20 protein-coding genes are annotated in these 14,385 nt (G+C 55.5%); 13 read left to right on the forward strand and 7 right to left on the reverse strand.

The features are described from left to right. Window positions 1-70: 70 nt before the first annotated feature. The 7 genes from rplS to GXP70_RS12255 all read left to right on the forward strand — a co-directional run bounded on the left by rplS (window position 71) and on the right by GXP70_RS12255 (window position 6,155). Window positions 71-412, forward strand: coding sequence for a 50S ribosomal protein L19 (gene rplS / locus GXP70_RS12225; RefSeq protein ID WP_090637675.1), 342 nt, complete (start codon window positions 71-73; stop codon window positions 410-412). A gap of 131 nt (window positions 413-543) precedes the next feature. After that, window positions 544-1,242 (forward strand): signal peptidase I, encoded by a 699-nt coding sequence (lepB, locus tag GXP70_RS12230; RefSeq protein ID WP_162357000.1) that lies wholly within the window; start codon window positions 544-546, stop codon window positions 1,240-1,242. Between the two features lie 13 nt (window positions 1,243-1,255). Further along, the gene (gene ylqF / locus GXP70_RS12235; RefSeq protein ID WP_162357002.1) at window positions 1,256-2,116 is read left to right on the forward strand and encodes a ribosome biogenesis GTPase YlqF; all 861 of its coding nucleotides are present in this window, start codon (window positions 1,256-1,258) and stop codon (window positions 2,114-2,116) included. Between the two features lie 234 nt (window positions 2,117-2,350). After that, entirely contained in the window at window positions 2,351-3,001 is a 651-nt protein-coding gene (locus GXP70_RS12240) for a ribonuclease HII (protein WP_162357004.1), read from the forward strand. 246 nt (window positions 3,002-3,247) lie between these two features. Next, window positions 3,248-5,434, forward strand: a complete 2,187-nt coding sequence (gene fliK, locus GXP70_RS12245; RefSeq protein ID WP_162357006.1) for a flagellar hook-length control protein FliK — start codon at window positions 3,248-3,250, stop codon at window positions 5,432-5,434. Continuing rightward, window positions 5,431-5,751, forward strand: a complete 321-nt coding sequence (locus tag GXP70_RS12250) for an EscU/YscU/HrcU family type III secretion system export apparatus switch protein (protein ID WP_162357008.1) — start codon at window positions 5,431-5,433, stop codon at window positions 5,749-5,751. The genes fliK and GXP70_RS12250 overlap by 4 nt, the downstream gene beginning before the upstream one ends. Beyond that, entirely contained in the window at window positions 5,748-6,155 is a 408-nt protein-coding gene (locus GXP70_RS12255) for a YraN family protein (protein WP_162357010.1), read from the forward strand. Before GXP70_RS12250 ends, GXP70_RS12255 begins: the two co-directional genes overlap by 4 nt. Before the next feature lie 188 nt (window positions 6,156-6,343). Here GXP70_RS12255 and GXP70_RS12260 read toward each other — a convergent pair whose 3' ends face one another. From GXP70_RS12260 to GXP70_RS12290, 7 genes are all read right to left on the reverse strand, one after another. Next, window positions 6,344-6,775: a magnesium chelatase subunit ChlI family protein gene (locus GXP70_RS12260; protein WP_225442853.1), complete on the reverse strand. Its 432-nt coding sequence runs from the start codon at window positions 6,773-6,775 to the stop codon at window positions 6,344-6,346. After that, window positions 6,664-8,493: a recombinase family protein gene (locus GXP70_RS12265; RefSeq protein WP_225442773.1), complete on the reverse strand. Its 1,830-nt coding sequence runs from the start codon at window positions 8,491-8,493 to the stop codon at window positions 6,664-6,666. The genes GXP70_RS12260 and GXP70_RS12265 overlap by 112 nt, the downstream gene beginning before the upstream one ends. After that, on the reverse strand, window positions 8,486-8,866 hold the full coding sequence (locus GXP70_RS12270; protein ID WP_162357014.1) for a hypothetical protein: 381 nt from the start codon (window positions 8,864-8,866) through the stop codon (window positions 8,486-8,488). The genes GXP70_RS12265 and GXP70_RS12270 overlap by 8 nt, the downstream gene beginning before the upstream one ends. Next, complete coding sequence (locus tag GXP70_RS12275) at window positions 8,859-9,476, reverse strand: ImmA/IrrE family metallo-endopeptidase (RefSeq protein ID WP_162357016.1); 618 nt, start codon at window positions 9,474-9,476, stop codon at window positions 8,859-8,861. Before GXP70_RS12275 ends, GXP70_RS12270 begins: the two co-directional genes overlap by 8 nt. A gap of 72 nt (window positions 9,477-9,548) precedes the next feature. Beyond that, entirely contained in the window at window positions 9,549-9,788 is a 240-nt protein-coding gene (locus GXP70_RS12280) for a hypothetical protein (RefSeq protein ID WP_162357018.1), read from the reverse strand. After that, entirely contained in the window at window positions 9,778-10,410 is a 633-nt protein-coding gene (locus GXP70_RS12285; RefSeq protein ID WP_225442774.1) for a copper amine oxidase N-terminal domain-containing protein, read from the reverse strand. The genes GXP70_RS12280 and GXP70_RS12285 overlap by 11 nt, the downstream gene beginning before the upstream one ends. Before the next feature lie 240 nt (window positions 10,411-10,650). Further along, window positions 10,651-11,085, reverse strand: a complete 435-nt coding sequence (locus GXP70_RS12290) for a helix-turn-helix domain-containing protein (protein ID WP_162357019.1) — start codon at window positions 11,083-11,085, stop codon at window positions 10,651-10,653. A gap of 154 nt (window positions 11,086-11,239) precedes the next feature. Between GXP70_RS12290 and GXP70_RS12295 the strand changes: the two genes are divergently transcribed. The 6 genes from GXP70_RS12295 (at window position 11,240) to GXP70_RS12320 (ending at window position 14,383) form a co-directional block, all read left to right on the forward strand. After that, window positions 11,240-11,470: a helix-turn-helix domain-containing protein gene (locus tag GXP70_RS12295; protein WP_162357021.1), complete on the forward strand. Its 231-nt coding sequence runs from the start codon at window positions 11,240-11,242 to the stop codon at window positions 11,468-11,470. An 11-nt stretch (window positions 11,471-11,481) separates the two neighbouring features. Then, entirely contained in the window at window positions 11,482-11,721 is a 240-nt protein-coding gene (locus GXP70_RS12300; protein WP_162357023.1) for a hypothetical protein, read from the forward strand. A gap of 286 nt (window positions 11,722-12,007) precedes the next feature. Continuing rightward, the gene (locus GXP70_RS12305; RefSeq protein WP_225442775.1) at window positions 12,008-12,346 is read left to right on the forward strand and encodes a helix-turn-helix domain-containing protein; all 339 of its coding nucleotides are present in this window, start codon (window positions 12,008-12,010) and stop codon (window positions 12,344-12,346) included. Beyond that, entirely contained in the window at window positions 12,330-12,533 is a 204-nt protein-coding gene (locus tag GXP70_RS12310) for a hypothetical protein (RefSeq protein WP_162357025.1), read from the forward strand. Before GXP70_RS12305 ends, GXP70_RS12310 begins: the two co-directional genes overlap by 17 nt. 538 nt (window positions 12,534-13,071) lie before the next feature. Continuing rightward, on the forward strand, window positions 13,072-13,332 hold the full coding sequence (locus GXP70_RS12315; RefSeq protein WP_162357027.1) for a hypothetical protein: 261 nt from the start codon (window positions 13,072-13,074) through the stop codon (window positions 13,330-13,332). Window positions 13,333-13,423: 91 nt separating this feature from the next. Next, complete coding sequence (locus GXP70_RS12320) at window positions 13,424-14,383, forward strand: YqaJ viral recombinase family nuclease (RefSeq protein ID WP_162357029.1); 960 nt, start codon at window positions 13,424-13,426, stop codon at window positions 14,381-14,383. The last annotated feature ends 2 nt before the right edge of the window (window positions 14,384-14,385 follow it).

A 14,385-nucleotide genomic window follows, 5' to 3' on the forward strand; every position in this document is an offset into this window, starting at 1 on the left:
CAGAGACCCGGTTTCCAAAGGGATTCCGGCAGCTTATAAGAACGTCTATGGTGGAAGGAGTTGAACCTAAATGAATCTTTTGCAAACTATTGCGCAAGAAAATCTTCGTACTGACCTTCCTAGCTTTCGCCCAGGCGACACGCTTAAGGTACACGTGAAAGTAATCGAGGGCTCCCGCGAGCGGATCCAGCTGTTCGAAGGCGTTGTAATCAAACGTCGCGGCGGCGGCATCAGCGCTACTTTTACAGTGCGTAAAATTTCGTACGGCGTTGGCGTAGAAAGAACGTTCCCAGTGAACTCGCCGAAAATTGAGAAGATCGAAGTTGCACGCCGCGGTAAAGTCCGTCGCGCGAAACTGTACTATCTCCGCAATCTTCGCGGTAAAGCTGCACGTATCAAAGAAATTCGCTAATGATCGTCAAGAGGGGGACTTGCGCAAACAAGTCCCTTTTCGCTTTTTTAAACACGTTTTGCTATACATATAATAGGGGCGCCGCGTTGGCGGTCGAGGGCTAATATTCCTGCAATCGAAGAGGTGTGACGATGGATCAACAGGAGCGCAATGACGAACAACTAACAAGGCAGGATGAGTTGAAGCCGGAAGAACAACATACGGCCGTTGACGGTGCGGATGCTCCTGAAACGCCAAGCAAGCCGCCAGGCGGACGCATGCAGAAAGAAGTGTTCGAATGGGTCAAGGCGCTTGCGATCGCCGCGATTCTCGTATTGGTCATTCGCTACTTCCTGTTTGCGCCGTTCATCGTGGACGGGCCATCCATGGAACCGAATTTCTATACGGGCGAACGATTGATCGTCAACAAGGCGATTTACGAGCTGCGCCATCCGAAACGCGGCGAAGTCCTCGTGTTCCATGTACCGGACGAACAGCGCGACTTCATTAAGCGCGTTATCGGCGTGCCGGGCGATAAAATCAAGTACGAAGACGATAATCTCTACGTGAACGGCAAGCTGGTCGACGAGCCTTACTTGAAGGAATCGATCGAGGAGGCCAAAGCGAAAGGCGAAATTTTCAACAATAACGGCGGTCCGGAACGGAACTTCCCGAACGCCAACTTCGATACGGATGTCGTGCCCGAGGGCCATGTGCTCGCATTCGGCGACAATCGGCGCAACAGCAAGGACAGCCGGATGATCGGCTTCGTCGACGACAAGGAGATCGTCGGCCGGGCGGACATTATTTTCTGGCCGCTTAACAAATTGGCTTTCGTGAAACACGGATGAGGTGAAGGACAGCATGACGATTCAGTGGTTTCCCGGCCACATGACGAGAGCGAGAAGGGAAATTCAGGAGAAGCTGAAATTGATCGATATCGCGATCGAGCTCCTGGACGCCCGCGTACCGCTTTCCAGCCGGAACCCGATGGTAGATGAAATTTTGCAGGGCAAGCCGCGGCTGATCCTGTTGAATAAAGCGGATCTGGCCGATGCGCGGACGACGGAGCAATGGCGGACGTATTTTGCCGATCTGGGCTATGCGAGCCTGGCGATCGACGCTTCCACCGGAAACCGGGTGGCCGAGATTCCATTGAAAGTGAAGGAACTGCTGCACGAGAAGATCGCTCGTCAAATCAACAAGGGCATGATTCCGCGCGCCGTGCGCGGACTTATCGTCGGCATTCCGAATGTCGGCAAATCGACGCTGATCAACCGGCTTGCCGGACGCAACATCGCCGCAACCGGCGATCGGCCCGGCGTGACGAAAGGCCAGCAGTGGATCAAAGTCGGCACCGAGATGGAATTGCTCGATACGCCGGGGATTCTATGGCCGAAGTTCGAGGATCAGCTCGTCGGCTATAAGCTGGCGATGACGGGCGCGATACGCGAGCAGGTGCTGAACGTGGAGGATGTCGCGTTCTTCGCCATCAAGGAGCTGGCGGGCCGTTACTGGGATGCGCTAGCGGAACGTTTCGGACTGACGGAGCCGCCGCGCGACCTGGAAGACAACAACGAGCTCGTCCGCGTCATGGAAGACATCGGCCGCAAGCGGGGCTGCCTCATGAGCGGCGGGCGCGTCGATTTGGAGAAAGCGTCGGGCATTATTTTGCGCGAGCTGCGCGCCGGGAACTTGGGCCGCATTACGCTGGAATCGCCATAGCTGCAAGCACGAAGAACGGCTGCCCGGATGACAGGGCGGCCGTTTTGCGTTGTTCGGGCAGTGGATTGGATCAAAGGCAATTGGGAGTGCGGGGACATGGTCATAAGAGATCGCGGCTGTTGGCGAGTATTGGCATAAATGAAGGTATGACAGCGGCCTTATAAATTGCGATAATAGCAGGTATAGGCTTATTTACATAGGATTGGCGTACGAGAATGTTGGGGAAGCGGGGAAATGCGAATGTTGGAAGAGTTCGAGAAGCCACTGTGGGAGCAGGGGTTTCGGCAATTGGCCGGCATCGACGAGGTCGGCCGCGGTTGCTTGTTCGGCGACGTCGTTGCGGCGGCCGTCATTCTGCCCGTGGGGCTGGTGCTCGAAGGGATTAACGATTCCAAGAAGCTGTCGGAGAAGAAACGCGAGGCTCTGTATTGGCAAATTCTCGAATGCGCCGAAGCTTGGGCGGTCGCGCGCGTCGATGCCGCCACGGTGGACGAGATCAATATTAAGCAAGCCGCGCGGCTGGCGATGAAACAAGCGGTTGGGATGCTGGGGACGCAGCCGGATTATTTGCTCGTCGATGCGGAGAAGGTCGATTGCGAGCTGCCGCAAGAAGCGATTATTAAAGGCGATGCGCGAAGCCAGTCCATCGCGGCGGCATCGATTCTCGCCAAAGTGACGCGGGACCGGTTATGCTGCGACGAATGGGACAAGCTGTACCCCGAATATGGTCTTGCGATTCATAAAGGCTACGCGACGAAGCTGCATCGCGAGAAGCTGCTGGAGCACGGGCCGAGCCCGATGCACCGCCGGAGCTTCCTCGGCAAGCTGTTCGCCGAACGGGCGGAAGCGGAAGGACAGGACGTGGAGCAGCAGGTGATGTTCTAGACGTCTCGTGATGTGGTGGATGGCTTGCGTTCGCAGTGCGGACGGGAGGCGGCAGAGGGGATGTAAAAGCAAGAAGAGGGAAGACGCAAGAGGAAGATAGAAGATGCAAAAGGCGTGATGGAAGACAGATGACATAGCCGATGCTGAGGCCCGGGCAAGCATACGTTGAATTGGGGGTTCAGGCACGGCGCGGCGGAGCCGATAATAGAGCTATAGGTTTTGCGCGAGTGGAAGGATGTGCGGGTTATGTCGATGTCGATCGGACAATTACTGAAAGGCCTCGCCGGCGATGCGCAGCCGGGCGAAGGCAAGGCGCTGGAGCTAAAGGTCGGCCAGACGGTCCGGGGCGTGCTTGTGAAGATGACCGGCGACGAGGAAGGCATCGTTCAGATTAATGGAACTTCCGTGCTGGCGAAGCTGGAGACGCCGATGAGTCCCGGGCAAGCGATGCTGTTGCAGGTTCAGCCGGAATCGGGAGAAGGGGCGCTCGTGCTAAAGCAAGCCGAGCCGAAATCCGCCGCGGCCGCGGAAGCGAGCGTGAAGGCATGGATCAAGGCGCTCGGCCTGCCGGATACGAAGGCATCGGCCGAGCTGGTCGGCGCGCTGCGCAAGGACGGCGTCGTGTTGACGCGCGAGCTGGCGGGTCAATTCAAAGCGGCGCTGGCCGCCATGCCTGCCGGCGGCGACGCGCAGACCTGGATGCGGGCGGCCGCGCTGGCCGCGAAGCGCGGGCTGCCGATGACGGGCGCGACGATCGGCGCGCTTCAGCAGGTCATTGCCGGGCCGCCGGCGCATGCGCTGCTGGAGGCGCTGGAGGCGGGTCTTGCCGCTTGGCGCGGCACGGGCGCGGCTGCGGGGCAGGCCGCCGCGGGCGGGTCTGCCTCGCAGCCGCAGGGGGCGGCGCAAGCGGCCGCAGCGAAGCTGCATGCGCTGCTGTCCGAAGGCGCAGCGCTTATGCGTGCGGGCGGCGGCGGGGAGCAGCCGCCCGTGGGCGCCGCAGGCGCCCGGGGCACCGCCGCGGAGCCGGTGGCCCGGGGAGCAGCCGGCGCTGCTGCTGCTCTGGCGGCGCGCAGCGCGGCGGCGCCGGCACCTGGCGCCGGTGGCGCAGGCGCTGGGGCGGGGCCGGCGGGTGCGCAGCAAGCGGCGGCAAGCGCGCCTGCCGGAGCCGGGTTAGCGCAAGCAGCCGGAGCGGACGATGCCGTGCAAGCGCCGGCTGGCAGCGGGGTTGCACAGGCAGGCGGAACGCCGCAACGGCAGTCTGGCGCTCAAGCGGCAGCCGGCGCAGGCATGCAGGCGTCTTCTATGGACGGGGAGCTGGATGCGGTATCGCAGCAGCCGAATGCACGGCAATTGAACGCGCAGCCGGCGAATGCTTTGCCGGGAAACGAACGCAGCATGCATGCGGCAGCGGGGAGGCTGCCGAATGGAAGTCAGCTTAGCGGAAACGCGGATCAGGCCGAACAGCTAAGGCTGCTTGCCGCCGCGGCGAACAACCGTCAGGCTTCGCAGACTGCGAGCGCGCAAACGGTACAACCCGATGCCCAGGATGCAGCAAACGGCAATTGGGTCAAGCAGGTCATGAAATGGATGGGCGTCGACCACGAGCGATTGCTCGCGGTCGCTGTCTTGAAGGATAGTTCGTCTGCGGATATCGCGAAGCCGCCGGTTCGACAGACGCCCGTTATAGCGAACGAGGCGGCGGATGCAAGACAAGACGGTCAATCGCATGGCACGAAGACGGCGGTAGAACACGATAGCGCAGGGAATGGCGTTCTGGCACGGAATGCCGCAGCGGCCTTGCAGGCCGCAAGCACGACGCCCTTCGGTCAAGCTCCGGCTGCTATCGCAGGCGATGACGGATGGATTCATCCGTCGGAATCGATGAAAAGCGCTTTGCTGACGATTGCGGCAAGCGACGAAGCGCCTCAACAGCTTCGGGATACGGCGCAGCAGCTCGTGGCGCAAATTACGGGGCAGCAGCTGCTGCTGTCGCCGGAGAAGAACGGCGCGCTTTTCTCGCATGTCACGATGTTTATTCCGATGAAAGGGCAGGACGGCAATCAAACGGCTTCCGTCCATATTCAGACGAGGCGAGGGCGCAAAGGGGAGCTGGATGGCGAGAACTGCAGGCTCGTCTTCGATTTGCGCATGAAAAATTTGGGCGATACGGTCATTGACGTGCAGGTCATCAATAAAATCGTCAATCTTCACGTCTGGAACGATCATCCCGCGACCGCGCAGCTCGTCGAAGCCGCGAGGGACGAATTGAACACAGCCATGTCGAATGCCGGTTATCAGCTGCTCACGCTGCGCGTCGAAGACATGCCGGAGCGTATCGCGGAACGATTGAACGGACAGTCCGGTCTCGCGGCGACGGCGGATGGACAGGCATGGTCGACGAATGCATACAAAGGCGTGGATCTCCGGGTATGAGCGCAGCGAAGAAACGCGGATTATCGGCGAAGTCGGAAGCTTACGTACCTTCCAAGAAAGCCGTCGCCCTCAAATACGAGCCCGGCGAACAGCCGGCGCCGGTCATCGTCGCGAAAGGCAAGGGCAAGCTGGCGGAAGCGATTCTCGAGAAAGCGACGGAACATGGCGTACCCGTGCAGCAGGATTCTTCGCTCGTCGAGGTTTTGTCGAAACTGGATCTGGACCATGAAATTCCGCCGGAATTGTATACGCTCGTCGCCGAAATCCTTTCCTTCGTGTATCGGTCCGATCAACGTGCGGGAGGAGACCAGCATTGAGCAAAGCATCGAATACTGGAAAGAGGGACGATCGGCGCTCGATCGGCGTATACGGCGAAGCGCAAGCCGTCGATTACCTGCTTAGGCAAGGCTATGAAATCTTGGGACGAAATTGGCGCTGTCGTTCGGGGGAATTGGATATTATTGCGAAGTTTGACGGCACAATCGTCATCGTCGAGGTGCGTACGCGCAGGGCAAGCGGCCGATTCGGCACCGCGGCGGAGTCGGTCGATTATCGCAAACAGCATCGGGTGCGGTCGATTGCGGAGGTTTTCTTGTCCGTGAACAAGCTGCATGGGTGCCCGGTCCGGTTCGACGTGATTGCCATCACGTTGGCGCAGACCGGGATGCTGCCGGCGTCGTACGAGGTGGTCGAGCTTAGACATATCGCGTCTGCCTTCTGAGCGTAGAGGAAGTTATCGATTGGTTAAGTTCCCGGCTCGCGCTGGGAGCTGCTGCGCGAGATGAACGCTATCGAGAATCGCGCGCAATGGATTGCGCGACTTGCAGCCGGCCGGTTGGGCCGGCTTTTTGCGTCTATGGCCGGATAAGAGGCTCGTATTGCCGATGGCTAAGCTGCCGCGTTATCACGCTACAATGCCTGCAGCTTGCGATCCAGACTCCTGTAACCGATAGCCTCGGCGATGTGCGGGCTGTCCACGCGCTCATGACCGTCCAGATCGGCGATCGTGCGGGCGAGCTTCAGAATACGGTCATGCGCCCGAAGGCTGATGCCCAGCGAATCGAAAGCGAGCTGCAGCATGCTTTCGGCTTCCTTGGTCATGACAATCGCTTTGCGCAGCGACGCGCCTTCCAGATCTGCGTGGTTAGCGCGGCCATCTTGCCGCTTGAGTCTGCGATCGGCGGCGTGCAGTACCATCGTCTTCATCTGATCCGTTGTCATGCCGCTTGTCAGTCCGTCTGACGAAAGCGGTCGCGAAACCTCGATGTGCATATCGATGCGATCAAGCAGAGGCCCTGATATTTTGCTCCGGTAGCGCGCGATTTGCAGCTCTGAGCATATGCAGCGTTGATCATCGGTATCGTGGCCGTAATAGCCGCACGGGCACCCGTGGGAAGAACACCTTTGGAATTCTTAAAGCAATAGTGGACATGAAGATTGACCTTGGATTGCTTGGTCCATGACTGATCATCGTCATCATCAGGCGGCATTGTTTCCACGATGATGTTCTTCACGAGAAGACGAACGATTTCGCGCTTAAGCTCAAATGGCGGATCGTCCAACACCTTGTCCTGTAATTCTTTCAGCAACGCGGCTGCATTATCCTGCTTCATCGTTACGGTTACTTCTTCGGTGATTTGGTGATCCAGCTCTTCGAGGCGATCTTCCAATGCCTTTTTCTCCAGCATCATTTCCTGCAGCTGCTTTTCCAGATCTCCGGCTGTTATCATCTTCTTCCGATAGAGCGTGAGCAGATCATGGCGCTCGGAGTCCTTGTTCACGATTGATGCACGCAGCATCTCTCGTTCCTTCGCCATATCCAATTGAACGACCTGGTGTTCCTTTTTGTCGTCACTGAGCTCATCCAGAATATCACCAGGGTTCATGATGAAGGAGAGGCACTGCTTCCAAACCAAATCTTCAATCCATTTCTGGGGAATATTTTTTGAAACGCACTTGCTCCCTAACTCCCCTCGATAGGCAGTTTTCCCACCGCAGATATAGTACACAGACTTCTCGTCACCGCCGCTCCCACGGAAGGCTGTGCCATGATATGACAATCCACAGGACCCGCATTTAATCAATCCCCGAAGCAGATAGTCGCGAGTTGCATTACCAGGCGACATGAAAGCATTTTCGCGCAGCGTCTCCTGCGCCAGATCCCATACATAATCCGTTACGGAGGCCGGCATCGAACGTTCGATCAGCTCGCGTACTTTGCTCGAGCGCCTCCCGTAGATATGCAGCCCTTTGTAGATGGTACTGGTCGCCATGTTATAAATGCGTCCTGGAGTCCAGATGCCGGCCGTCTTCTGCTTGCGCTTGCCGACTTTGATCATGCGACCGTCGCGGACGTAGGATGTAGGGATCTGAAGCGAATTGAAGTAATCAGCGACGCGGACCGTCGACCATTTATGATAAGCGAGCAGGCTGTACATGAGTTGTACGACGCCAAGCTCCGTCAGGTCAGGTTTGCCGGGAATCGGTTCTTCGCTGAGCTCAAGATAGGATTCGGTGTTTTTGCGGTACCCGTAAGGAACGATGCCGCCGAGCCATTTCCCTTTGCGCGCCGCGCGATTGGCACCGAGCCAAAGCTGCTCGAGCGTCGTTTCGCGGTCTAGTTCGGCCACGCCGGCAAGAATGGTCAGCAGGAATCGTCCCTGTGGATCCCCGGTATCGAACGGCTCGGTCATGCTGCGGATCTTGACCCCGAATTCCTCCAATTTGTGAATGGAATTAAGTATATCGCGAGCGGTTCGACCAAGACGTTTTATGTTATAGATCAGGACTAATTTAACTTTTCCGGCACGAGCGTCTTCAATTAGTCGTTTGCCGTCCGGCCGTTCCTCGAGAGGGATTTTTCCACTAACGCCGTCATCCTTGTACCAATCGTCGATCGGCAGGCGGTGAAGATCACAGTATTTCGTCCCGAATTCAACTTGGGAGTCAATAGTTTCTCGCTCCTGTTGATCTTCCGACGAAACGCGACAATAGATGCGTACGCCATACAACGGGAACGATGGATCAATCATATTATTCGAATCAAGCATTTTAAACATTGCCCATCAACCTTTCTCGAATATCGAGTTGTAACGCCTCCTCGGCGTCCATAATGCGTATGATCAAGCGGCGGATTTGGCCGCAATCGGTGTGCTCCGTGTACTTTCGAACAAACGCCGTCACGGTCGGCAGGTGAACGCCGATCTGCGCCGGCCTATCCGCATGCCGAGTGTAAGCACTGAAGGGAACGGCCACAGTCGCCTCGCCGTCATTTTCCTCCATCTCCATGCGAACGAACGGGCCGACAAGGGGGATGTAGAGCGTACGCAGCCATTCGTCCGCCTGCAGACCGCCGCAATTGATGACCATCCATTCCGGCGCCAGCTCGCCGAAGAAGCCGCTCTCGTTATAAATGACGCCGATGTTATCCATTGACAGCCTGCTTCTCGCGCAGCTGCCGGCGCAGCTTGTCCAAGATATCGAGTGTTGGCTGGCTATAGGGCGGCGGGGCGGCGGGGCGCTGCAGCTCAATCAGTTCTCGGTCTGCCTGTTCCTGCCGGACGCGCCGGATGATCTGATCGACACGGCGCTCAACAAGTGCAATTGGCAAACAGAATTCCTCTGACAAAACCTTAATGTAATGGCCGTGGTGCTGGATAGCCTTAAATTCTTCCAGCATGTAGACCGGCATTGCGGAGTAGAGCTGAAACAGACCGGCCTGTGTTTCCTGTAGCTCCATGAATAGCGGCGGCATGCGTACCTGATCGCCGGTATGCTGCAGTGGGTGGCACATTTCGTGAAAGAAGGCTTCGCGCTGCTGCTCTTTGTTCAAATAGGCGTTGAGGAAGACGAAGGCGTAATCACCGTCCTTCCAGCGCGCTTCCGACGGCCCCGCGGACGCGAAAATTTGTATCCCCCAGATGTCCGCGATGCGGTCGATGTCCATGTCGGATGCGTAATGCAGGCCATGCTGCTGGTACGTGCGGTTGATCCACCGCTCCAAACTAGTCTCTTTGTACAGGGCAAAATCGATGTAAGACATGCTGAACCCTCCAAAATGAGAATATATGTTCTGTTTTATAGTGAAAAATAATAGCCCTTTGGTGCTGGGCCATTATTTGATGCGAAATTCGAATGCTTGCTTGCGATAGTGCATACCGTTGATGACGACTTCGTCGTGCGTGTGGCGTTCGATCGGGCCGCGATCATGCATTTCTCCGTCCTGCCAAACTTCAACAGGGAGTTGCCGTTGGAAGGCATTTTCAAATGCGCGATGCTTCAGATAGGCGCGCGCGGTAGCTAGGATGGCGATAATCATGACAACAATGAGTGAAAGACCGATTTTAGAAGCCATTATTCTTCAAAGTGTCGTAAAGGGTGTTCGGAGAGATGACGTTTCCGAGCGTTGTATTAACCGATAAGTATGCGACGACCTTCTTATTTTGAATAATAATTGGCGGCTTTGTTGCAAATTTATTGAACGGACTTTGATTCGAAAATTCTCCACCGTATGTACCAAATTCGTTCCATATGCTTGTCTTTGAAAAACTGCTGCCATAATCGCCGAATTCATTGAATACTGATTCACTGTCAAATTTATTGGTTGTTAGCTTCCCAAGATACGTCTTGCCGTCGTTGGAATAAAGAAGCGGATAGTCTAGTGTGGCGACGGGGACTTGAGGCGTTGTCGGCGTTGTTGTTGCATTTTTGCTTGTAACGATGTTCACCGTCTGGTTGGATTGATCCCACGTATAATTAATACCAGCATATTTCAATAAATAAATCGGGATCATCGTTCGGTTATTATACGAGATGACGGGCACATCGTCCTTGCTAACCAAGACTTCTCGTCCGTCTACAGTCAAACGAATGATGTTATTCCCCTTGTATGTTCCCCAAATTCCCGCAGCGCTGACCACACCGCCGAAAATCATACTGACCAGCACAAGGAGTATTATCTTCATTCTAGTTTTCATACAAGCGTCACCATTAGTTGTCCCCATCGGCTGGGGGATTTGCTTAATATCGCCGTTTGCTGAAATTATACTCAATTTCTTTTTGGTACTGTGTTATCCCGATGACTGACATTCCAATGAATAGTCCGGTCAAAATGAATGTCCAGGCCGGTCCGCATAGGTGATAGATAATATAACCGAAAGCAATGTACCCGAGTAAAATAGTCGCGAAAAATGAATATTGGAATATCCTCGACATGCCTATTCACCTTTCTTCTTTTCTCGTTGCTCCCTTAATGCTTTAATCGCCGCTTGGAACGCAGCCTCCCCGATCGCAAGCTCTTCCTCCGTATACTTGTCTGCACCGCCGAAATAAGCTCGTCCACCAGTGGATTCTGACCCGGCACCTTGTTCTTTCAGAGACGCTGCATTTTTCATTTGATTGGCGGTCTTTAAAAGATCATGGTGATCGGATAGCTCCATCTCACCTTCGCCAGTGAGAAGCCAGTGCAAGTTAACGCGGTACAGATCGGACAGTTTGACCATAGTCTCGTGGTCAGCTTCCCGGTCACCGGACTCGTATTTGTTCAGCGTGCTATTGTGTATACCGACGTGCACGGCAGCGCGGTTCTGTTTAATGTCCGCTCTATCTCGAGCATAGCGAAGACGCTCTCCTATTTCTTTCTTTATATCCATGGGCACACACCTCATGATTATTATAGCTATTGTTGGCATAGTGGAAATAATAATTGACAATAAGCCAATAAATATGTTGACATTGGCGTTTCGTCAACATATAATCAGATTATAAGTTGGCGATTTGGAAACGGAGAAAGGAGGATTGGTAGAGATGAATAACGTCGGTGAAAACATCCGCATCATCAGGAAAACCAAGGGACTGTCCGGCAAGTTCGTGTCGGAACAAGTCGGCATTGATCCTTCGACGTTATCGAAGTATGAGAGCAATGAGCGCAAGGTCAAGGCGGAATTACTTCCCGCCATAGCAAATGCGCTTGGGGTAGAAGTAAAGGATTTTTTTGCTGAAAAAGTTGGCGAAACGCCAACAATAAACACTGCATGAGGTGATCGGATATGCAGGAGGCGAAGAAGCTGCTTATCCAAGCTCAGAGCGAAGTGAACAACTCCACGGGCTTTGATCAGCAGATCATGCGAATGGTTCAATACTTCAGCGAAGAAGCGCCAATCGTCGAGGCGCAGTTAGCCGCCGGCATCGAAGCACTGGAACAGATCGCGGCGATCGCGCAGCGGGCACTGGGGAAATCATTTGGGGGAGGTGAGCATGGTGGCTCAACGCGTACCGAAGAACGTTGAGATCGTGAATCATTTCGATGAAGATCGCGAACGGCAGAAGAAGGCTTTGAATGCGATTCTTTCATATCGTCCGAAGCGTTCGCGAAAGCCGGAGAAGCAGGAAGTTGAAACTGCAGTCGAGCGAAACGCATAGGTTCCTCTGATATAGGAAGGGACCCGCCAAAATGGCGGGCCGCGAGGGGGATGTTCCGGGGTTTTAACCTGACGATGTAATCATAGCTCATATGGAAGGAACACTGAACGCCTCCACGTTGCGGAATTGGCACGAGGGGAGGTGAGAGGAACCGTGGAGTCGGGGAAGCCGATTGGAGAAATGCTGAAAGCCTGTCGAGAACGCGCCGGTCTATCGCAGCGTGAATTGTCTGAGAAGCTGCATGTTGACCGCAGCGTCGTCGCAAAGGTTGAGGCAGGCATTGTTAAGCAACCGAGTTACGCGTTGGTCAAGGAATGGGCCCGAATTACAAACGGGCAAGAAATTGTCGGGTTGGACATCTCTGGCGGCAAGGATGGATGGACAAAGCTTCGAGCGCTTGAACAGGTGGTCGGCCAGATGAAGTCCGCGCTGGATGTCGTGCAATTTATGAGAAGGCGGAAGGAGAGAGCAAACCATGTTAAGCAAATGTGAACCTGAACATCGTTTCGCCGGGGCATTTGATCCGGACAAGTACCGCATCCATGAATCCGATGATGCTTATCGTAAATGCGAATGCGGATCGCCGCTGACACGGACAGCATACAGCTTCGAGGGAAGAGATCATTGCCTCGGATGCGCGCTTGACGCTGCGGGCATTGAAAAGAAGGTGCTGCTATGAGGAGGGCGTTGACCAGCTACGAGCAGTACGCGAACGACATGCAGCATTTTTGGGATTGGCTACATAGTCATCCGAATCGCGTGGATCCGGAAGTGCGGGCTGCGAGCGTGAATTGGATTGAGGTTGAAATGGCGGCAGCGCACCGGGAAATGAAAAACACCCGCCGGCCAGGGCGAGTGCGATTGAGAGACCGTCTAAAGTTCCTCATTACGGCTATTTTAGCACAAAGCGCTGATTCAGTGAAGGTGCGGCCATGAAACCATCAAACTACGAGCGAATTGCTCGCGAGCGCGTCGTCGCTCTCGGCGGTATCATCCGCAAGGACAATCGGAATCGTGTAATTATCGTCAAGGTAGGCGATAACGAAAGAGTGTTCTCGGAGGGGGACTGGGCGAACATCGTCCAGCATCTCCGGGTTTTAAGGAAATGACAGCGGCTTGTCCGTTGTCTCAGGAGGCGCGATCGGGCATTCCTCCCCTGATCGTGTCTCCCGAGATGCTGGACAAGCATCAATACATATGAAAGGAGGCATCGCCTCATGAGTGAAAATGCGGATAAAGTTGCTCAGTTCTTCGAAGAGATGGACGAGCGGATTTCTAACGGCTTGGAAAGTACCGAATTCATCATCGCCGTTTCGAGCTGCATCGGCTGTTTCCTAGCCAATAATTATCCTGGCGCGGACAGGGACCGTCTTATCTCTGGAATCTCTTCTGTGATTGAGCAGTCGGCCAAGCAAGTGGCGACGATGCACGACAAGGAAGCGGAGCCGATCGCTCGCTTCACCGTTGTACGCCAATAGAAAAAGGCCCTCTGCAAAGGGCCTTCGGTAAATCATTTGATACGGCCATCGTACCACGGTGGCCCCATCCATTCAAGAGGGAGAGATCACCATGGCAATGAGTGTAGCAGCCGTCACCAAAGGTATCGACCGCGAGACGTGGTTGAAGCTCCGTAAGAAGGGCATCGGCGGCTCCGACGCAGCGGCCGTGGCCGGCATGAATCCGTGGAAGTCGCCGGTAGCTGTATTCCTGGACAAAACCGGGCAGCTGCCGGAACAAGAGGCAGGCGAGCCGGCATACTGGGGCAACGTCCTTGAAGACGTCGTCGCGAAGGAATTCGCCGTTCGTACCGGCCTGAAGGTACAGCGGAGCAACAAGCTCTATCGGCATCCGAATCATCCGTTCATGCTCGGAAACGTCGACCGTATCGTGACCGACAGTAATAAGCGCCGTGGACCTTTAGAGGTAAAAACAGCAAGTGCTTGGGCGGCGGAAGATTGGGATAACGGGAAGACGCCGGACCATTACGCGCTGCAGTTGCAACATTACTTAGCTGTCCTCGGCGCGCATTTCGGCCACTTCGCCGTCCTGATCGGAGGCAATCGATTCGAGCATCGTTATGTCGAGCGTGATGAGTCGCTCGTGAAGACGCTGATCGCCATCGAGGAGGACTTCTGGAAGAACAACGTCTTGAAGGGCATTCCGCCGATGGTAGACGGCAGCGGCGCGGCGACGGACCTGCTGAACTATCTATATCCGACGAGCCGGCCGGAGCACTACCTGACGCTGACGGACGAACAGGCGCCGCTCATTACGGAGCTGCGCGAGGCGCAGGCAGCGGCGAAGGCGGCAGATACGCGATTCGCCGCCGCTAAAAACCGGTTGATGGCCGAAATGGGCGACGCAGAAGCGCTGCTGTACGCCGGCGAGAAGGTCGCTACGTGGAAATCCCATGACGAGACGCGGCTTGATACGAAGGCCATCAAGTCCGTGGAGCCGGAGCTATACGAGAAGTACGGCGTTACGAAGCCAGTTCGGAAATTCCTGATTAAATCGAGCAAGGAGGATTAATC

The sequence above is a fragment of the Paenibacillus lycopersici genome (genome assembly GCF_010119935.1).
GTDB classification, from domain to species: domain Bacteria; phylum Bacillota; class Bacilli; order Paenibacillales; family Paenibacillaceae; genus Paenibacillus_Z; species Paenibacillus_Z lycopersici.